Consider the following 19946-nt stretch of genomic DNA (forward strand, 5'->3'; position numbering starts at 1 on the left):
GGCGCCGGGGCGGACCGCACCGACCCCGTGACTCGGAGCCGCTGTTGTCATACTGTCAATATGTCCCGCGGGGCTGACACTGGATCGACGACGAACCGAGGTAGGGCGTGAGTACACCATCCACCGCCACCAAGCAGGGCCCGCTCGCGGGCATTCGCGTGATCGAACTGGCCGGAATCGGGCCAGGGCCGCATGCCGCGTTGCTGCTGGCCGATCTCGGCGCCGATGTGGTGCGGGTCCAGCGCGCCGGTCAGCTGCCCGGCGGCGCCGACCGGCCGCAGCTGCGCGGCCGCACGGTCGTGGAGGCCAACCTCAAGGACCCGGCCGATATCGAGAAGGTGCTCGGGCTGGTGGACAAAGCCGACGTCTTCATCGAAGGTTTCCGGCCCGGCGTCACCGAACGGATGGGACTGGGACCCGACGACCTGCTCGAACGCAACCCGCGCCTGGTCTACGGCCGGATGACCGGCTGGGGCCAGGAGGGTCCGCTATCGGACCGGGCCGGGCACGACATCAACTACATCAGCCTCACCGGCGTCCTGCACGCCATCGGCCGCAAGGGCGAACGGCCGGTGCCCCCGCTGAACATGGTCGGCGATTTCGGCGGCGGCTCCATGTTCCTGGTGTTCGGCATCCTGGCTGCCCTGGTGGAACGCCAGAACTCCGGTAAAGGCCAGGTCATCGATGCCGCGATGGTCGACGGGACGTTGGCGCTGTCGAATATGATCTGGGCCTTCCGCGGTACCGGTGCCTGGTCCTCCGAACGCGGAACCAACCTGCTCGACACCGGTATGTCGTTCTACGACACCTACGAGACCTCCGACGGCAAGTACATGGCGGTCGGCGCGATCGAGCCCCAGTTCTATGCCCAGCTGCTGGCCGGCCTGGAGATCGATCCCGAAGGCCTGCCCTTCCAGATGGACCCGGCCGGGCAGGACACACTGAGGAAACTGTTCACCGAGAAGTTCCGCAGCAAGACCCGCGACGAATGGGCCGCGATCTTCACCGGCACCGACGCCTGTGTGAGCCCGGTGCTCACCTTCGACGAGGCGGGCGAGAACGAACATATCGCCGCGCGCGGTTCGCTCATCGAACTGGACAACGTCACCCAGCACGCCCCGGCGCCCCGGTTCTCCCGCACCCCCAACGGCGTGCCCACCCCGCCGCCCACCGAGGCCACCCCGATCGAAACCATCTGGGCGGACTGAATTCCGCGGGCGGGCCGGTTCACGCCGGTCCGCCACTCCGGCCGAACACGGTCGCCGGATCGATCCGGTAGCGCGAGCCCCGGGCCCGGTCCGGAGCGCCCGGTCGGCGCACCGGCGCGACCGCCGGACGGATTGTGCCAACGCGCCGCAGTGGTGGCTTGCCCGCAGCCGCACAGGCATCGGCGCACGGCCGGATCGTGGACTTCGAACTCGGGCCGGTGAATGTCTCACCGGCCCGGCCGGACGCGCGATCCGGGAAGCTTCGGGCGCGGCGATTCAGAACCAGGTGTTGGGCCGGATGTAGTTGGCCAGGTCCACCAGGGCGTAGCGATGACGGCGGCCGGGGGCGAACCGGGCCAGGGTGCGCAGCCCCGATTCGGTGCCGTCGCGCAACGCGTGCTCGGTGAACGCGACCCCCATGAGCGGTGGCCGGGGCCGCTGCGGCGTATTACCGGCCTGCAACCAGGCCAGTGCGCAGCCCAGCACCATCACCCGCAGTTGGACGGCCCGGCGTTCGTCCGGCGGCAGGGCCTCCACGCGGGCCGCCGCCTCGCGCAAGGTGTGTTCCGGTAGTTCCGCGACGGGTGCGCTGGTGAGCAGCAGTAGGACCACGGTCATCCGGGCGGTGGTGAAATAGCGTGAAGAACCCGGCACCTCGTCCAGGGCGGTGACGGCCTCCCGGTGGCGGCCGGCGGCGGTGAGCAGGCGGGCCGAACCGAAAGCCGCGCTCACCAACCCGTGATCGGTACGCCAGGTGGTGGCGTAGAAATTCTCGGCGTAATCGCGCCAGGCGCGGGTCTCGTCCGGTGCCCAGTGCTGGAGTACGAGTTCGGCGGTGGCGGCCAGGGCCAGTTTCGGTGCCAGTTCACCCGGAAGGACCCGCAATACCGCGTCGAACGCCGAATAGGCCTTCTCGTAATCCTTCTCGCGTAAACCTGCCATGCCCGTGTACCAGTCGATCCGCCAATCCCGGCGGGCGGTGTGCGGTATGGCGTCGAGCAGATCGGTGGCCTCGGTGACGCGGCCCAGGTCCAGCAGGATGCGGGCCTCGGCCAGGCGCAGTTCGCGTTCCAGGTTCTCCGGTGCCGCGGCCGGGTCCTCGGCGAGTTGCTCGCGTGCCTCGTGCAGCGCGGCCAGCGCCTGGTCCGGATCGGATTGCAAGGTGTCGGTCAGCCGGGCGGCGGCCGGGTCGGTGCGGGGCAGCAGCGGGATCGGTAGCGCGGCGGCGATATCGGTGGCCGAGAGCAGGGTGTCGCGCGCGATCCCGTCGGCGTAGGCGTCGGTCTGGCCGATGAGTTCCTCGGTGCCGAACGCACTGCGCTGTTTACCGAAAACCGTGGACCGGTGCGGCCGCTCCACCCCGGTATCGAAGGCCAGGATCTCCCGCAACACCCCGGACAGCTGGTCGGCCATGGCTCCGGCGGACGGGAACCGCCGGTCCGGCTCGGTATCGGTGGCGCACAGCAGCAACCGGTGGAACGACTCGTACCGGGCCAGGATCGGTTCGTCCTCCGGGGCGGGCAGACCGTCGCGGTAGGCGCCGTGTTCGGTCGGCATGTTCAGGGTGAGCACGGCCAGCGTGCGGCCCACCGTGTAGATATCGGACGCGACCGTCGGGCCGGTGCGGGCGATCTCGGGCGCCTGGAAACCGCGGGTGCCGTACAGGTTCCCGTACGCTTCGATCGGTGCGACGGCCCCCAGGTCGAGCAGCTTGACCTGATCCTCGGTCACCATGATGTTGTCGGGTTTGAGGTCGTTGTAGGTGAGCCCGGTCGCGTGCAGATAGTCCAGCGCGGGCAGCACCTCCAGGATGTAGGCGATGGCCTGCGCCACCGGGATCCGCTCGGGCCGTTTGCGGTCGTCGAGCATGCTGCGCAGGGAACGGCCGCCGACGTACTCCATCACGATGAAGCCGATCGGCTCACCGCCCGGCGGCAGGTGCTCGACGAAATTGTGGATCTTCACGATGCCCGGATGAGCGACCTCGGCCAGGAACTCCCGCTCCGCCACGGCCACCGCCTGCGCCTCGATATCGTCGGCGTGCAGCAGACCCTTCAGCACCACCCAACGGTCGCTGACATTGCGGTCCACGGCGAGATAGATCCAGCCCAGCCCGCCGTGCGCGAGGCAGCCCTGCACCTCGTACTGCCCCGCGACCATATCCCCGGGGCTCAGCGTCGGCCGGAAATCGAAGGCGGCTCCGCAATTCGGGCAGATACCGCGGGTGGTGGCCGGACCGCTCGCGCTCGCCCGGCCCACCGGTTTGCCGCAGCGCCAGCAGAACCGTTTGCCCTCCGCGACCACCGGATCGGTCAGGACCGCGGCGACCGGGTCGGCGGCTTCGACAGGTGGTATCTCGACCAGGCCGGCGACCAGGGTGCGCACTGTGGGCCGGGACCGCACGGTGCGGCTGCTGCGGCCGGTACGCAGCTGGGAACCGCTGCCGTGCCCGGAACTCCCGGCGGACCCCGAGCCCGTCCGGACACCGGTGTCCGCGGACGCCACGGCCGCCGCGGTACCCGGGTACGCGGCGGTTCCCGCGACTGCGGCGGTTTCCGGGGATGAGGCGGTTTCCGCGACTGCGGCGGTTCCGGGGGAGGAGGCGGTTTGCGCGACCGCGGCGGTTCCCGGGGATGAGGCAGTCTCGGCGGCGGCAACGGTTTCGATGTGCATGTCGGAACGGGCGACGGGGGTGCCGTTCGGGTCGCCCGCCGGACCCGCGCCGGCAGCAGTTTCCGCGTATGCGGCCGTACCGGCCATGGCGGCGGTTTCCGAGGGCACCGGCACGGCGGTATCGGTGGCGGTGGCTTCCGGGTGGCCGCTCGCACCCGCTTCGGCCGCGGCTTCCGCGTATGTGGCCGCATCTGCGACGGCGGCATTTTCCGAGTGCGCGGCGGTACCCGCTGCGGCGGTGATTCCCGGGCCCGTGACGGACCCGGATGTGCCGTGATCGCCACGCACGCGGCCCGCCCCGAGCCGGGTGGTCGCACTGGGCTGCCCGTCCGGTTGCCGGAGGCGGGCGGCGTCGACGGCACGGGTCGGTGGCGGCTCCGGGACGTCCCCGGAGCCGGACCGGTCGACCGACTCGTCCGTCGTCACGGCGATCAGTCCCGATAGGTCGGCGGCGGGGGTCCGGGGGAGGGGCCGAGGGCCGAGAGCCACTGGTTGTAGAGGCGGTTCCAGGTACCGTCCGCGCGGATCCGGTCGAGGGTGCCGTTCACGAAGCGCACCAGGTCGTCGTCGCCCTTGGGAATGCCGATTCCGTACGGTTCTTCGCTGATACTCGGACCGACCAGCTCAGTGTACGGGTCCTGTTCGGCCAGTCCGGCCAGGATCGCGTCGTCGGTACTGACCGCGTCCACCTGCCGCTGCTGCAGGACCACCAGGCAGTCGGCCCAGGTGGGGACGGTGAGAATGGATGCCTGGGGCTGGATCCGGCTGATCTGCTCGAGCGAGGTGGTGCCGCGAATCGTGCACACCCGCTTGTTCGCCAGATCCCGCAAGCTCTGGATACCCGAATTCTGTACGGCCAGCACCCGCTGGTGCGCCTTCAGGTACACAGTGGAGAAGGACACCCTGGCCAGGCGGGCGCAGGTGATGGTCATGGTCTTGACCACCATGTCCACCCGGTGCTCGATCAGCGCCGCTTCCCGCTCCTCGGAACCGAGACTGCGGTATTCGATCTTGTCGGGGTCACCGAACAGGTCCCGGGCCACCTCGCGGGCGATATCGGCGTCGAAGCCGACGATCACCCCGCTCTCGGGATCCCGGAAGCTGAACAGGTTGCTGCCGGTGTCCAATCCGACCACCAGCCGGCCACGGGCCCGGATCCGGTCCAGTACCGGGCCGGTCGCGCCGGGGCCGGTGGGACGCAGGCCGGCGGTGGGATCACCGCAGTTGGTGGGATCGTCGGGCAGGGGCAGCGGGCCGTCGGCCTCCATCGCCGTCGCCTGCGCGGGCAGGGGCGGCTCGGAGTAGTCGCTGTGTGCTACCTCGTGGTGCGGGCCCGGGCCGGTGGCGCACCCGGCCAGGAGCAGCGCGGTACACGCCACCCCGACCCGCAGCTGCCACGATCGCCGCGACGGCCGGGAGGCCGCCGGTCGGACCGGGTTTCGCGCAAACCTCATCGATACTCCCGCAGTCTTGGCCAGATGCCGAAGGCGATGTACGCCGCGGCGGCGAAGCCGAGGATCAACGCACCTGGTGCCAGATAGTCGAGTACCCGGGCGCTGTGGAAAATATTGCTGCGTAGCGTGTCCCGGGTCTCGGTGATCCCGTTACCCAGCGCGATGTCCAGAGCTTCCACATGAACGGTAGCGTTCTCGGCGCCCGGCGCGGTGGCGATCGCGGCCGCGCGGGCGAATTCGCCGCGGTTGAGTGCCTCGTTCATCCGCTGGTGCGCCGCCAGCCAGTGCAGTAGGGCGGCCCGTGCGTCGACGGTCGCCCGGTCGGTGTGTCCGGCGAGCAGTTCGTTGAGCCGGGTGATGTTGGCGTCGAACGCGTGATCGTAGTCGCCGGTGGTGTCACGGCGTACCAGTTTGAGTGTTTCCGCCGAACGCGCCTGCTGGGCCAGGATCCGGCTCTCGGTGAGCCGGGCGGCGGGCACCGTCCCGTCGGCCCGGCCGCTGGACATCGCCACCGAGGAAACAGATCCGGCGATCACCGTCCACAACATCAGCGTGAGCAATGCGCCGGAGGCCAGCAGCAGACCCGGGTTGAAGGTGCGGTGCCACCGCCGCGCCAGCAGCCGTTGCGCCCACACCAGCGCGAGCACGGCGACGACGAGCAGCACGATCGCCGACCACGGCGGCCGGACGTGCCGGTCCTGGGCGGTGTCGACCGCGGCCGCGCGCCGCACGTACAACTGTTCGGCGGTCGGCAGCAGCACCGTCTGCATCTCCGACGACGCCTCGCTCAGATAGGCCGCCCCGACCGGGTGCCCCTCCCGGTTGTTCGCCCGCGCCGTCTCCACCAGACCCGAGTACACGGGTAGTCCCGACCCGATACCCATTCGCTGCAGGACGTCCTGGGGGTCGTCACCGGACAGGGTCACCAGATCGGCGCCCGCTTCTCCCAGCGCCTGGCTGTAGCGGTCGCGCACCTGCTCGGGTTCGAGGCCGCCGGAGATGAACGCCGTGGCCGCGGCGGCGTCGGCCACCGAGAGTGCGGTGTAGAGCCGATGTGCCGCGTTCGCATCGGGTTCGGTGTGGGCGAGCAGCACGTCGAGGTCGCTCTGGCGGTCGTGCACGGCGCCCGCGGTGATCACCCCCGACCCCATGGACAGCACGATCAGCAGGAGCCCGACGCCGAGCAGCCGCCCGGGCGACGATTGGGCGAACAGGCGTAAACGTGCAGGATTCAACCACTTCCAGGCCTGCGCGAGCCGGGGGCGGACGACCGGCGTCCGCCCGGGGGCGGGCGCCGGTTCCGGGTGGGCCGGGTCGGGTTCGGATACCACCCGATCCACCGCCAACCGCGTCATGTCCACCCTCCAACTCTGGGCGCCGTGTGCGCTGCATCGCTCCGCCGGTGCCGCGCGAGATCGCTCACACCGCTGCCATGAGCGTATTCGGTATTGTCCACGCGCGCGCCCCGACCTCCACAACGCACCACCCACCACCACCGGTGGGGCAGGATGGAGGCAACGGTCGACGAGGGCGGTGCGAGATGCGTGGTGACGGTGACGGGTGGTCCATAAGCCCCGGTGGTGTGCGGCACTGGGGCCTGTTCGGTGCGGCCGGCTTGCTGCTGCGCGCCCCGATCGGCAGCGGTGGTTCGGCGGTGCTGCTGCAGCATCGCGCGCTGTGGAGTCACGAGGGCGGGACCTGGGCGCTGCCCGGTGGGGCCCGCGACAGCGACGAGTCGGCGGTGCACGCGGCGGTCCGTGAAGCCGACGAGGAGGCGGGTATCAAGGCCGTGGATATCCGGGTGCGCGCCGAACGGGTCACCGCCACCGCCCCGAGCGGCTGGACCTATACGACGGTGATCGCCGATGCGGGCAAACCGCTGCCGGTGCGCCCGAACATGGAGAGTGTGGAACTGGCGTGGGTGCCGGAGGACGAGGTGGATCAGCGTCCGCTGCACGCCGGGTTCGCGCACGCCTGGCCCGGCCTGCGGGCCACCTTCGCCTGGATGGACCCGGGGGAGTGCCCGGCGGCGGACGCGGCGGAGCTGGCCGCGACCCTGCCGCGCACGGTCGACCTGGGTGCGGAGTTCGTCTGGTTGCACGCCGAACCCGCCGGGCCCGGTGACCGTGCGGTCCTGCTGAACCCGCCGTTTCCGCCGGAGAATCCGGAACCGAGCGGGTCCCCGCATCCGGCGGGCGAGGCGGATGATCCGGAGGCCGGGCTCGGTGTGGCCGCCTACGCGGAGGCCAGGGTGCTGGGCATTCCACGCAGCGCGGTGCTGGGATCGGAGCGCTGAATTGGGAAACGGCGCGGAGGAAGCCGCGCGGCCGTATGTGCTGCTGTCGGTCGCGATGAGTGTCGACGGCTATATCGACGATATGGAGCCCGAACGCCTGCTGCTGTCCAACGACGCCGATTTCGACCGGGTGGACGGTATCCGTGCCTGGTCGGACGCGATTCTGGTGGGAGCCGAGACGCTGCGGCGCGACAATCCGCGGTTGCTCGTACGCGATGAGTCGCGGCGCGCACAGCGGATCGCCGCGGGCCGCCCGGAGTACCCCCGCAAGGTGACGGTGACCGCGCGCGGCGAACTGGATCCGGAGGCCCGTTTCTGGCGGTACGGTACCGCCGAGCACGCCCCGCTCGTCTACACCACCGACGCGGGCGCCCGGCGGCTGCGCGACCGGTTGACCGCACCGGCCGAGATCGTGGCCCTGGGCCCGGAACTCGAATTCGGTCCGTTGCTGGACGATCTCGGCGCCCGGGGCATCGGGCGGTTGATGGTGGAGGGCGGCGGCCGGATCCACACCGCGTTCCTGTCCGCCGGACTGGCCGACGAACTACTGGTCGCGGTCGGGCCCACACTCGTCGGCGATCCCGCCGCCCCGCGGTTCCTGCATCCCGCGCGGTTTCCCGGCGGTTCCGCCCATCGGATGCGCCTGGTCGAGGTGGAGCGGCTCGGAGATGTGGCAGTGTTGCAATATCGACCCTAGGCGTACCTCCGCATCCGCTCCGGCCATGCGCTCTCGCGTACCCCGCATCCACTTTCGGCCGTGCGCGGACCGTGGACGGGTTACGCCCGACAGCGCCATCTAGGAGGCCCGGTGCCCGAACCCGACCACCACTACTGGATGAACCGGGCGATCGATCTCTCGCGCCGGAGTCCGCAGGCACCCGGTGCTTTCTCGGTGGGCGCCGTGATCGTCGCCGACGGCGCCGAAATCGCCACCGGCTATTCGCGGGAAACCGATCCGAAGGTGCATGCCGAGGAATCCGCCCTGGACAAACTGGATCCGCACGATCCACGGTTGCGGCAGGCCACCCTCTACAGCACCCTGGAGCCCTGTTCGGAGCGGGCGACCAAAACGCGGCTGCCCTGTACCGATCGCGTGCTCGCCGCCGGTATCCCGGTGGTGGTGATCGCGTGGCGTGAACCGTCCACGTTCGTCGAGAACTGCGTCGGAGTGGAGAAACTGCGCGAGCACGGGGTGCGGGTACTCGAACTCCAGGATCTGGCCGAGGCCGCCATGGCGGTGAACCGCCACCTCGATCTGTCCTGAACGTCTCGTCAGCGCAGGCAAGCCGGTCCGAACAGCGCTTTCAGCTCGCCCATCAGCGCGGGTGAGGTGGTGATCCGGAAGCGGGGGTCCAGGGCGAGTAGCCGGGGACCCCGGGCGCCGATCAGGTCGATTCGCAGGTCGGTAGGGCCGGGATGCCGTTGCAGGGTCTCGCGCAGGGCGCGGACCGTATGCGGGGTGCAGGCCGCCACGGGCAGGGTGAGGGTGAGCGGTCGTCCGGCGGCGCCGGCGGTGAGATCCGGTGCGGTCACCTGATCGCCCAGCAGCGACCGGCGCCCGTCGCGGACGCTGACCGTCGCGGTGATCACCACGATCGCGTCCTCGGTGAGATATCCGGCGGCGCCGGCGTGGGCAGCGGGGAAGAAGAGGATTTCGGCGCCGGCCTCCAGGTCCTCCAGGCGTACGACCGCCCAGGACTCGCCCTTACGGGTGACGCGCCGGTCGACGGCGGCGATGATGCCGGCCAACCGCACCCGGCGGCCGTGCGGGACGCGACCGTCGTGCTGGGCAACGAGCGGGGTGTCGCCGGCGGCGGCCAGCGCGGCGGCGATATCGTCGAGCGGATGTCCGGAGACATAGAGCCCGAGCATCTCCCGTTCGTAACTCAATCGCTCGCGGGTTTCCCATTCCTCGTCGGGGACGGGCACCTCGAAAACGGAGGTGTCCGCGGCAGGGTCGGCGGTAGCACCGGAGAAGAGGTCGAATTGCCCTCGTGCCGCGGCTCTCTTGGTGACCGTTACCGCGTCGATCGCATCGCTGTGGATCGTGTACAGGCCTTTGCGAGGATGGCCGAGGGATTCGAAGGCGCCCGCTTCGACCAGTGATTCGACCACTTTCTTGGCGCACGCCACACTGTCGGCTTTCGTCAGGTAGTCGGAGAAGGAGGTGAACGCACCGGCCGACTCGCGCGCCCGGATCACCGCCCGCACCACCGGTTCACCGACATTGCGGACCGCGCCCAGGCCGAAGCGGATATCGGGCCCGACGCTGGTGAACGTGGCCGCCGACTGGTTCACATCCGGTGGCAGCACCCGGATCCCACGTTTGCGGCAGTCGGCCAGATAGATCGCCGATTTGTCCTTGTCGTCGCCGACCGAGGTGAGGAGGGCGGCCATGAACTCCGCCGGATGGTTGGCCTTGAGGTAGGCGGTCCAGTACATCACCAGGCTGTAACCGGCGGCATGCGATTTGTTGTAGGCGTAGCCGGCGAACGGCAGCACCGCCTCCCACAGCGCGGTCACCGAGGCGTCGCTGTAGCCGTTGCCGCGCATACCGTCCCGGAAGTTCTCGAATTCCATGGCCAGCACTTCCGGTTTCTTCTTACCCATCGCCCGGCGCAGCAGATCGGCCTGGTCCAGGGAGTATCCGGCGACCTGCTGCGCGATCTGCATGATCTGCTCCTGGTAGACGATCAGCGCGTAGGTTTCGGCGAGGACCGCGCGCAGCGCTTCGTCGAGTTCGGGGTGGATCGGCGTCACCGCTTCCCGCCCGTTCTTGCGATCGGCGTAGGACCAGTGCGCCCCCACGCCCATCGGCCCCGGCCGGTAGAGGGCGTTGGAGGCCACCAGATCGTTGAACTCGGTGGGGGCCATCCGCAGCAGCAGTTCTCGCATACCGGCCGAGTCCATCTGGAACACCCCGAGATTGTCGCCGCGCGCCAGCATGGCGTAGGTGGGTTCGTCGTCGAGGGCGAGGGTGTCCAGGTCGATCTCGATACCCAGCCGGTGATGATCGCCCCGTCCTGCGGGCGCTTCCACAGCGGCACGATATCGAGCAGCGGTTCGCTGGACAGGATCACCGCGCAGGCGTGGACCCCGGCGCCGCGGACCATCCCCTCGAGTCCGACCGCGGTGTCGTAGATACGGCGCATATCGGGTTCGGTTCGGCGTCCATCCGGGGCCATTTCCCCAACTGCCCCTCGAACGACGCGCGCGAGGACAGCCGGAACAGATTGCGCAGACCCACCGCGTTCCGGGCGAAGAGTGTCATGTGCAGATACGCGCCCGACCCCGGCACATCGTCGGAGTTCTGCCCGGGCTCACCCCAGAAGACGCGCTTGCCGGAGAACCTGGATTCCGGTGCGATATACGCCTCGATACCGATGATCGGTTTCACCGGCGAATCCCGGGACTGCCGGAAGAACTCCGCGGCCCCGTACATATTGCCGTGATCGGTCATCCCGACCGCCGGCATCCCCAGGCGCTCGGCTTCCGCGAACAGCGGCCCCACCTTCGCCATACCGTCGAGCATCGAATACTCGGTGTGGTTGTGCAGATACACGAAAGACGTGTCCGTCATCGATCACCCCGTGCCGTAGGGCCGGGCCCGCAGCCGGTTCGGTTGTCGAACCGGTGGGCCGATAAGGTCATTTCGGCTACATATGACCAGCTCAAATGTGCTGAGTCGAACAATCGACACGACAGCGGAGACAACCGATGGATGTATCAGCAGGTGGGGTGGGGGAGCTCGATCTGGCGACGGTGCGGGCCTTTGTCGCCGTCGCCGACGAAGGCCGGTTCGGCGCCGCCGCGGCGCTGCTCGGGATCAGCCAGCAGGCGGTATCCAAACGTATCGCCCGGCTGGAGAACCAGCTCGGCCTCGTCCTCTTCGACCGGGTGCCCACCGGCGCGGCCCTGACCGCGTCCGCTGCCCGGTTCCTGCCGCACGCGCGCTCGCTGCTCGCCGTCGCCGACGAGGCCGTGGCCACGGTGGTACGGCGACCGCGGCCGCTGCGGGTGGCGGTACTGGGCGAGCGGGCGACCGAGATGCGGGCCATGCGGTACTACCTCGGCCGCCACCCCGACCGCGATACCGAGATCGTGCTGACCAACGCCTTCGTCACTTCCCGGGACGCGCTGGTGGCGGGCCGGGTGGACGCGGCCGTCGCCCGCGCCGCGGGCGGCCCCCGGCCGCTGCCGGCGCGGATCGCGGCCGTCCCGTTCCTGCTGGACCCGCTACATCTGCTGGTCGGTAAGGATCATCCGCTGGCCGGACGCGCGGCGGTCTCGCCGGCCGAACTGGCCGGGGTGACGGTGTGGGTGCCGGGGACATCGGTGGAATCGGAGTGGACCGACTACTACCGCGAACTGAGCCGGTACAGCGGAGTCGTGATCGACAGCAGTCGCCGGTCCGAACTGTTTCCCGAGGTCGCCACCGGTCGCGGCCCGGCGCCGATCGCGATGGTGATCGAGCACATCGCCGATTCGGACACCCTCGCGACCTTCAGCGCGGAAGGTTTCGAATCCCCGTGGCATCCGCATATCCGCCGGGTGCCGATCGTGGACCCGACCCCCGCCTACCCGCACGCGCTGCTGTGGGACAGGACCGACCCGCATCCGGGTATCGCGGACCTGGTCGCCTATTTCCGCGACAACTACAACCGCGATATCGCGCGCGACTGCTGGATCCCGGAGATCGACCGGCCCCTGTTCGTATCCGCATAGTGGACGGGCACATGTCCCGTTCTCCGGGCCGTTCCGTTCGGGCAGTTCCGGGCGGTCGGGTCGGCGGCGTTCAGCGCTGGATCAAGAGGGCGGTCGGGTTGAGTATGTTCCACTCGCCGTTCGACATGACATCGGATTCGATTGCGTCGTAGCCGCGCAGGGCACCGTATTGGCCGATATCACCGAACGTCAGCCGCTTGTCCAGCAGTGCGAAGTAGCGAGCCCTGTCCTCGTCCGTGGGATTCGCCATCTCGCTCGCTGCCCGTGTTTCACGATCGACCTGCGCCATGACGCGGGTGAGTTCGGATTTGATGTCGCGGTACTTGACTACTCTGGCCTCGGGATGGAGAGCCATCCGCGTCACACGGGTGGGATCTACAGTTGTGCGGTTGGGGTGGGTGTACGCCAGCGCGACTTTTTCCAGCGAGGTGACATAGAGTCCGTTTCCGGTGGTGCCGCCGCCGGATCGCAGCGAGCCGGCGAGGAAGGCTTCCAGGTAGCTGTCCTCCTCGAAGCCTCGGAACAGTCTCGGTCTGCTCTTGGTGACCACCGCGTCGATCTCTTCCCGGGTGGCGAAGGTGAAATGGCCGTCGAATCCTTGTAGTCGCTGGATCTCCTCGAACACCGGAGAAGACCCCGAGGCCGCGGTTCCCTTCGGCTGCCGCAGTGCGGCGTAGTCCACTTCATCGATCAGATCGCGGCCCGGTACGTAGGTGGAAGGCCGCGGGACGGGAATGAATTCGTCGGCGGATGCGACGGTCCGATCCTGCAGACGTGCGCCAGAGGCCCTCTCGAACCTGTCGGCGGCTTCGGTGAGGTGACCGCTGGCTCGCTCCGGGAACGCGGCGATCGCCGGGCCGCTGTCCCTGGCAGTCGTACCGAGCGCCTCGCGCACACTTCGCCACACCTCATCCAGACCGCGGTCCACAATGTCACTGTGCCTTATCGGGCACTCACCGTGCACCGCGCAGCCGGTGGGTCCGGCTTCCGGAGACGCGCTCGGCCGACCGGCCGACCGGCCACGTCATCCGCCTGGTCGGGCGGCCCTACCCGGGAGCACGATATGCCGATCGGTCCACGGCCTTTCCGAACCGGCGCCTGTCGGTGGCGAGGCGGGGACCCGGGCGGTCAGGCCGAGCTGATCCGGTAGATGCGCAGATCCTCCGGTACCCCGCTCAGGGGCGCGGCGAAGAAACTGCGGCGGTAGGGGCGGGCGGTCTGCCCCAACTCGGCCAGGGTCTCCGGGCTCAGCGCGGTCAGCGTGGTGTGGGAGACCATCATCTTGCCGTTGCCGCCGGCCTCCATCACCCGGGCGGCGATGGTGACATCCACACCCAGCCAGTCGCCGCCGATCTCTCGCGGTGAACCGGTGTGCAGGCCGATCCGCATCCGGGGCCGGTAGTCGCCCGCGGACACCTCGGCCAGATTGCGTTTCGCGGCGATCGCGGCCTGGACGGCCCGATCGGCGGAGGGGAACACCGCCATGACGCCGTCGCCCATCCGCTTCACCACCTGGCCGCCGCGTTCGGCGATGGGGGGTTCGATGGCTTTGGCCACCTTGCGCAGCAGGTCCAGGGTGGCTTCGTCGCCCGCGGTGAGCGACCAGGAGGAGAATGACACCAGATCGGTAAACATCACCGTCATCTCCTCGGTGCCCTTACCGCGACCGAGGCGTTCGAGCATCGCCTGCCAGACCTGCAGCGCACCGAACCCGATCTCGCGGGCAGCGCTGGGATTGTCGCCGACCAGCCGGTCCGCGGCTCGTGCCACGGCGCGGGCGCCGCCGGGGCCGGTGACCGAGAGTGGGTCACCGAAGGCGGGATCGCCGGGGAGTTGATGACGGGCCCGCCGCAGGACCTCGATCACATCCGGTCGCTGGTTTGCCGCGTTCATCAGGGCCGACAGCGGATGGACACGGCGTACCGCGCCGACGGCGGCGCCGTTCTCGGGGGCCGGCCCGACCGCCGGCTCGTCGGTGGACGCGTGATCGGCGCCCGGCGCGGCGGCGCTGTCGACCTCCGGCTCCGGTACGGCTCGGCCGGAGGGCTTTTCGTTCACGCCCCGAGGGTATCTCAGGGAATCGGACGCGAGGGGAACGCTGATAATCGTCACCTGTCGCCTCTCTATCGGAGGAGTGCGGCACGCCGTTGGGTCCGCCGATGGAAAACGTTCGGTGCCTGACCCCGATCGTAGCGACGACCGGCGGGCTGCCGGTGAACGCTTGGTTACAGATATTTGGCAAGTCGCGAAGAGTCCCCCGCCTTCGCTGGTGACCAGGGGTACAACCACCCTGTGTGATCACGACCACCGGCCCGGTGCATTTGCGCACCGGGCCGGTGGTAAGCGCACTCCGACGACCGGGCAGTGGCCGCCGGCGTGCGGGGCGCGCGATCCTCCCGACAAGGCCGCGCTCACCCCATACCCGAGCGGCGAGGGAAGCGGCTCGGGCGATTCGGTCAGGCGTCGCGCTGGTTGACAACCACCAGGGCGACACCGGTGACGAGTGCGACGAAGGCGATGAAGTAGACGAGGCTGCCCCATACGCCCCAGTGCCAGTTACCCGACGCCATCGACTCGTCCATCAGCGCGAACCGGCTCGCATTCTGGAACGGCAGGAACGCGCTGATCTCACGTCCTACTTTACCCAGTGCGCCGACCAGCGGTTCGATGATCAGCTGCCAGAGCACGATCAACGAGATCGCCGCCGCCGATTGCCGGACCAGCACACCGATGGCGATGGCCAGCACCACGTTGAGGAAGGCCAGGACCGGTATCGAATACAGGGCACGCCAGTTGCCCTCCAGGATCAGGGTGGAGCCGGCGTCTCCGGCGACCGCCTTGGCCACCGCGTACGCGGCGAAGGCCAGCACCGTGGTCAACGCGGCGGCGTAGAGCCCGACCAGGCCCGCCTTGGTGCCGATCACCAGGATGCGATTGGGCACGGCCTGGAAGGTGGTCCGGATGATGCCGAACCGGTATTCGCTGGTCACGGTGAGGGTGGCCATGATGGCCAGCACCATCACCCCGAACCCGCTGATCCCGAGGAAGGCGGTGTCCACGGTCAGCGCGGGGGCTCCCGAGGCCTGCGGGTCGTCGGCGGCGATCCGCCCGATCAGCCCGAACAGTGCGGCGAACCCGACCGCGAGGGCCACCACGATCAGCGAACACCACCACGGCGAGCGGGTCGAGGTGAGTTTGATGCGTTCCGCGGCGATCACACCCATTACTTGGTACCTCCGAGAACCTTGGGCTCGGCCGGCTGCGGCCCGGGGACCCCGGGCGGGGCCGCCGCGACATCGCCCTGCGGGCCGACCTCACCGTGATACTGGACATCCCCGCCGGTCATCCGCATGAACGCCTCCTCCAGCGAGCCCCGCTGCGGGGCGAGCTCGTAGAGGGTGATGTTGTGCTCACCGGCCAGTGCGCCGACCGCGTCGCTGGTGACCCCGTTGACCACGAGTGCCGCGCCGTCGGCGTTGCCCTCGTTCTGTTTCACGGTCATCCCGTTGGAGGTGAGCAGACTGCGCAGCTCGTCGAGCTGCGGGCTGCGCACCCGCACCGACGACTCCGACGCGCGTTCGATGAACTCCGCGGTGGTGGAATCGGAGATGAGCCGGCCGCGGCCGATGACCACCAGATGGTCGGCGGTCTGCGACATCTCCGAGAGTAGATGGCTCGACACCAGGACGGTGCGGCCCTCGGCGGCCAGCCGCTGCATGAACCGCCGGATCCAGAGAATGCCCTCCGGGTCCAGGCCGTTGACCGGCTCGTCGAAGAGCAGGACTTTCGGATCGCCCAGCAGGGCGCCCGCCAGGCCCAGTCGCTGCGACATACCCAGGGAGAACCCGCCGGCCGATTTACCGGCCACCTCGGACAGGCCCACCAGCCGCAGTACCTCCTCCACCCGGGATTTCGGCAGCCCGTTGGAGGCCGCCATCCATTCCAGATGGGCTCGCGCCGACCGGTTGGGATGCACCCATTTCGCGTCCAGCAGCGCGCCGACTTCACGCAACGGATGTTTCAGCTGCGCGTACGGTCTGCCGTTGATGAGCGCGCTGCCCGCGGTGGGGCGATCCAGGCCGAGGATCATGCGCATAGTGGTGGATTTACCGGCGCCGTTCGGTCCCAGGAACCCGGTGACCTGACCGGGTTGCACGGTGAAGGTCAGGTCCTGGACCGCGACGGTCTGCCCGTAGTGCTTGGTCAAGCCCCGGACTTCGATCATGCCGACCAGCATGCCCTATCCGCGGAGCGCTCGCGTCGCCCGATGGTCGCCATCCGCACTCATCCTGGAGGATGACCCGGCCCCGGCCCGGCACCCACTCGCCGTGGGGTCGGTCTCGGGGATCTACCGTCCGGGCGAGGACGCCTGGGCCCAGAACCGCTTGGGGATCCGGCCCGCCTCCCGCGCCCGGTAACCGGCCCGTACCGCATCGGCCATGGCGGCGGCCATCAGGGCCGGATGCCTGGCCCGGGTCACCGCGGTGGCCAGCAGTACCGCGGAGCAGCCGAGTTCCATGGCGAGCGCGGCGTCGCTGGCGGTCCCGATACCGGCGTCCAGGATCACCGGCACCTGGGCACGGCTCACGATCATCTCGATATTGTGCGGATTGCCGATACCCAGACCGGTTCCGATCGGGGCGCCCAGCGGCATCACGGCCGCGCAGCCCGCGTCCTCGAGCCGCCGCGCCAGCGCCGGATCGTCGTTGGTATAGGGCAGCACGGTGAAACCGGCGTCCACCAGCTGTTCGGCGGCGTCGATCAGTTCGATGGGGTCGGGCAGCAGGGTCCGGTCGTCGGCGACCACTTCGAGTTTGACCCAATTCGTATCCAGCGCCTCGGCCGCCAACCGGGCGGTGAGCACCGCCTCGGCGGCCGTGCGGCAGCCCGCGGTATTGGGCAGCGGCGCGATATCGAGCCGTTTCAGCAGGTCGAGCACACCGGTACCGCCCGCGGCGTCGACCCGCCGCATGGCGACCGTGGTCAGCTCCGTACCCGAGGCCAGCAGAGCCTCCTCCAGCACGGTCAGATTCTCCGCGCCGCCGGTGCCCATGATCAGCCGGGAGCCGAAGGTGCGGTCGGCGATGCGCAGTACTTCGTCAGCCACCCTGGACCGCCGTGAGCACATCGATCTCCCAGCCGCGGCCCACCGGCTCGTCCCAGCGGGAGCGCGGGAATACGGCGCCGTCGACCGCCAGCGCCACGCCCTGGCGCGGCAGTTCGAGGCGTTCCAGCAGTTGGCGCACCGTGAGCTGTTCGGTGAACTCGTGCTCGGTTCCGTTCACCGTGACCCCGATCGGCACGGACGATCCGTGCGCCGGTGAGCCCGGTATGGACGACTGTGTCATCGACTACCTCCTGAGGGTGTGGACGCCGTGAACCGGTTCGGATCGGCCGCCGTGACCTCGGCCAGAGGTCGCCCGTTCAGCTCGGCCACCACCGCCTCGGCGGTGAGCGCGCTGGTCAGCATGCCGTTGCGGCCGTGCCCGGTGGCCGCGATCACGCGGTCGGACAGCCGCCCGACGAGGGGGAGATTGTCGGGGCTGCCGGGTCGCGCGCCGGCGGCGGCTTCGAGCAGTTCGTATTCGCCGATCCCGGGCAGCACGGTCTCGGCGTCCACGATGAGGTCGCGGACTCCGGCGACCGTGACCGCGGTATCGAAACCGGCTTCGTATTGGGTGGCGCCGAGTACCAGACCGTCGGCGCGGGGGACGAAGTACACGGGCCGCCCGTGCACGCGCGCCCGCACCACCCGGGTGGGCGGCGGTTGGGCGCCGGGGCGGTGGCGTAGGCGCAGGATCTCGCCCTTCACCGGGCGGACCGGGAGGCCGGGCCACAATTCGGCCGAGGCGGCACCTGCGGCCAGCACCACCTGCCGCTGGTCGAGTTCGGTGAGGTCGCGGACCCGGTCCGCGCGCACGGTCACCCCGGCTCCGGCCACGGCCTTGCGCAGCGCGGTCAGCAGCCGGCGGTTGTCGAGGGCCGGTTCGGTGGGCGCCAGCAGCCCGGCCCGCACCGTGCGGGACAGCGCCGGTTCCAGCTCCCGGACCCCGGCCCGGTCCAGTACCCGGAGTTCGTGGCCGCGCTCCCCGACCCATTCGGCGACTGTGCGCAGGTCGGCGGCATCGGCGGCGTCCTGGGCGACGGTCAGGGTTTCGGCGGCGACGAAGACGTCCACGCCGGTGACGGCCTCGAGTCGCGCCGCGAAATCCGGCCAGTGGGCCAGGGCCGCCGCACCGAACTCCAATACCGCGTCCTCGCCGGGCCAGCCTTCCGACAGCGGGGCGAGCATCCCGCCGGCCACCCAGGAGGCGCCGCTGCCCACCGCCGGATCGAACAGGGTCACCGTCCAGCCCGCCTCGGCGGCCCGCCAGGCCACGGCCAGCCCGATCACCCCGCCGCCGACGACGGCGAGGGTCGAATCGGTGGCCTGGCCGTTCACCTGCGCCACCTCCTCCGGAAATCACGGTGGGCGGCGGCGGTACGGCCGGATCGATGGATCGGCGCCGGGCTACATCGCGCCGGCCGGTTCCGGCTCGCCGCCCGCGCCGCGCGCGCGGATGTTCGCACTACGTTCCACCTCCTGCAACTTCTCCACGTTAGCGCGGTTACGGTGGCAGCTGTGCAACCGTCCTCCGCTCGCCGACCGCTGCCCCCGCGCGACCGCCTCGCGACCGCCCGGCTGTACCTGTGCACCGACGCCCGCCGGGAGAAGGGGGACTTCGCCGAGTTCGCGGAAGCGGCCCTCGCCGGTGGCGTGGACATCATCCAGCTCCGGGACAAGGGCTCGCCCGGGGAGCGGCAGTTCGGCCCGCTCGAGGCCAAGGGCGAACTCGCGGCGCTCGCCGAGCTGAAGGCCGCGACCCGCCGTCACGGTGCGCTGCTCGCGGTCAACGATCGTGCCGATATCGCGCTGGCGGCGGGTGCCGATGTGCTGCATCTGGGTCAGCAGGATCTGCCGCCCTGGTACGCCCGCAAGATCCTCGGCCCGGATGTGGTGCTCGGGCGGTCCACCCACGACCGGGAGCAGGCCCGGCTGGCCGCGGGTGACGAGAACCTCGACTATTTCTGCACGGGTCCGGTGTGGGCGACCCCGACCAAACCGGGGCGCACACCCGCCGGGTTGGAGCTGGTACGCGAGACCGCGGCAGCGGCGCCGACCCGGCCGTGGTTCGCCATCGGCGGTATCGACGCCGCGACCCTTCCAGAAGTTCTGGCGGTGGGCGCCGAACGGGTGGTCGTGGTGCGCGCCATCACCGCCGCCCAGGACCCGGAGTCCGCCGCGCGTGCACTGAAGGCCGCGCTGCTGAACGCCTGAGCCGCGCTTGTCCGGCGTCAGCCGACAGCGCGGCTGTCCCACAGCTCGCATTCGACGAACCGTATCGGCGGGCTCCGACAACCCGGTATCGGTGACCGGTCGAGGCATGACGATCGTCATGGGCGTTCGGTGACAGTCCGTAGGGGTCTCGAGCCGCCGTTCGGGAGACCGTTGGGTCATGAAATCGACAGTGACGACCGAGGCGCCGGCTGCGGCCGGCGCCGCGGTCCCCGCGCGGGCGTTCGGAAGAGCACACGGCTGAACACCACTCA

16 protein-coding genes and 1 pseudogene are annotated in these 19946 nt (G+C 69.8%); 6 read left to right on the forward strand and 11 right to left on the reverse strand.

Annotation, left to right across the window (positions count from 1 at the left end; all coding sequences use genetic code 11):
* Positions 1-107 precede the first annotated feature (107 nt).
* A complete protein-coding gene (locus ACLML9_RS08575; RefSeq protein WP_411944992.1) occupies positions 108-1208 on the forward strand; it encodes a CaiB/BaiF CoA transferase family protein in 1101 nt (366 codons plus the stop codon).
* A 276-nt stretch (positions 1209-1484) separates the two neighbouring features.
* On the opposite strand, the gene ACLML9_RS08580 is transcribed toward ACLML9_RS08575, so the two are convergent.
* From ACLML9_RS08580 to ACLML9_RS08590, 3 genes are all read right to left on the reverse strand, one after another.
* Positions 1485-3881 (reverse strand): tetratricopeptide repeat protein, encoded by a 2397-nt coding sequence (locus tag ACLML9_RS08580; protein ID WP_411945007.1) that lies wholly within the window; start codon positions 3879-3881, stop codon positions 1485-1487.
* Between the two features lie 431 nt (positions 3882-4312).
* Positions 4313-5335 carry a glutamate ABC transporter substrate-binding protein gene (locus tag ACLML9_RS08585; protein WP_411944993.1) on the reverse strand — a complete coding sequence of 341 codons (1023 nt, stop codon included), beginning with the start codon at positions 5333-5335 and terminating at the stop codon, positions 4313-4315.
* Positions 5332-6690: a hypothetical protein gene (locus ACLML9_RS08590; protein ID WP_411944994.1), complete on the reverse strand. Its 1359-nt coding sequence runs from the start codon at positions 6688-6690 to the stop codon at positions 5332-5334. The genes ACLML9_RS08585 and ACLML9_RS08590 overlap by 4 nt, the downstream gene beginning before the upstream one ends.
* A 185-nt stretch (positions 6691-6875) precedes the next feature.
* Here ACLML9_RS08590 and ACLML9_RS08595 point away from each other — a divergent pair, with 185 nt between their 5' ends.
* The 3 genes from ACLML9_RS08595 (at position 6876) to ACLML9_RS08605 (ending at position 8895) form a co-directional block, all read left to right on the forward strand.
* Complete coding sequence (locus tag ACLML9_RS08595) at positions 6876-7631, forward strand: NUDIX hydrolase (RefSeq protein WP_411944995.1); 756 nt, start codon at positions 6876-6878, stop codon at positions 7629-7631.
* A gap of 1 nt (position 7632) precedes the next feature.
* Positions 7633-8328: a RibD family protein gene (locus ACLML9_RS08600; RefSeq protein WP_411944996.1), complete on the forward strand. Its 696-nt coding sequence runs from the start codon at positions 7633-7635 to the stop codon at positions 8326-8328.
* A gap of 111 nt (positions 8329-8439) precedes the next feature.
* Positions 8440-8895, forward strand: coding sequence for a deaminase (locus tag ACLML9_RS08605; protein ID WP_411944997.1), 456 nt, complete (start codon positions 8440-8442; stop codon positions 8893-8895).
* Positions 8896-8903: 8 nt separating this feature from the next.
* Here the strand turns inward: ACLML9_RS08605 and dnaE are convergent.
* Positions 8904-11211: pseudogene (gene dnaE / locus ACLML9_RS08610) on the reverse strand (DNA polymerase III subunit alpha).
* A gap of 137 nt (positions 11212-11348) precedes the next feature.
* Between dnaE and ACLML9_RS08615 the strand changes: the two are divergent.
* Entirely contained in the window at positions 11349-12356 is a 1008-nt protein-coding gene (locus ACLML9_RS08615) for a LysR family transcriptional regulator (RefSeq protein WP_411944998.1), read from the forward strand.
* A 70-nt stretch (positions 12357-12426) separates the two neighbouring features.
* On the opposite strand, the gene ACLML9_RS08620 is transcribed toward ACLML9_RS08615, so the two are convergent.
* The 7 genes from ACLML9_RS08620 to thiO form a co-directional block, all read right to left on the reverse strand.
* The gene (locus ACLML9_RS08620) at positions 12427-13284 is read right to left on the reverse strand and encodes a hypothetical protein (protein WP_411944999.1); all 858 of its coding nucleotides are present in this window, start codon (positions 13282-13284) and stop codon (positions 12427-12429) included.
* A gap of 200 nt (positions 13285-13484) precedes the next feature.
* Positions 13485-14249, reverse strand: coding sequence for an adenylate/guanylate cyclase domain-containing protein (locus tag ACLML9_RS08625; protein WP_411945008.1), 765 nt, complete (start codon positions 14247-14249; stop codon positions 13485-13487).
* Positions 14250-14812: 563 nt separating this feature from the next.
* Entirely contained in the window at positions 14813-15580 is a 768-nt protein-coding gene (locus ACLML9_RS08630; RefSeq protein ID WP_030524754.1) for an ABC transporter permease, read from the reverse strand.
* Positions 15580-16581 carry an ABC transporter ATP-binding protein gene (locus ACLML9_RS08635; protein ID WP_411945000.1) on the reverse strand — a complete coding sequence of 334 codons (1002 nt, stop codon included), beginning with the start codon at positions 16579-16581 and terminating at the stop codon, positions 15580-15582. The genes ACLML9_RS08630 and ACLML9_RS08635 overlap by 1 nt, the downstream gene beginning before the upstream one ends.
* A 123-nt stretch (positions 16582-16704) precedes the next feature.
* Entirely contained in the window at positions 16705-17463 is a 759-nt protein-coding gene (locus ACLML9_RS08640) for a thiazole synthase (protein WP_411945001.1), read from the reverse strand.
* Positions 17456-17704 (reverse strand): sulfur carrier protein ThiS, encoded by a 249-nt coding sequence (gene thiS / locus ACLML9_RS08645; RefSeq protein ID WP_411945002.1) that lies wholly within the window; start codon positions 17702-17704, stop codon positions 17456-17458. The genes ACLML9_RS08640 and thiS overlap by 8 nt, the downstream gene beginning before the upstream one ends.
* Positions 17701-18807 carry a glycine oxidase ThiO gene (gene thiO, locus ACLML9_RS08650; RefSeq protein WP_411945003.1) on the reverse strand — a complete coding sequence of 369 codons (1107 nt, stop codon included), beginning with the start codon at positions 18805-18807 and terminating at the stop codon, positions 17701-17703. Before thiO ends, thiS begins: the two co-directional genes overlap by 4 nt.
* A 171-nt stretch (positions 18808-18978) precedes the next feature.
* On the opposite strand from thiO, the gene thiE reads away from it, so the two are divergent.
* Complete coding sequence (gene thiE, locus ACLML9_RS08655; protein ID WP_411945009.1) at positions 18979-19674, forward strand: thiamine phosphate synthase; 696 nt, start codon at positions 18979-18981, stop codon at positions 19672-19674.
* The last annotated feature ends 272 nt before the right edge of the window (positions 19675-19946 follow it).

Origin of the sequence: Nocardia sp. NPDC002869 (assembly GCF_046764065.1) — a bacterium.
Lineage (GTDB): Bacteria > Actinomycetota > Actinomycetes > Mycobacteriales > Mycobacteriaceae > Nocardia > Nocardia rhamnosiphila.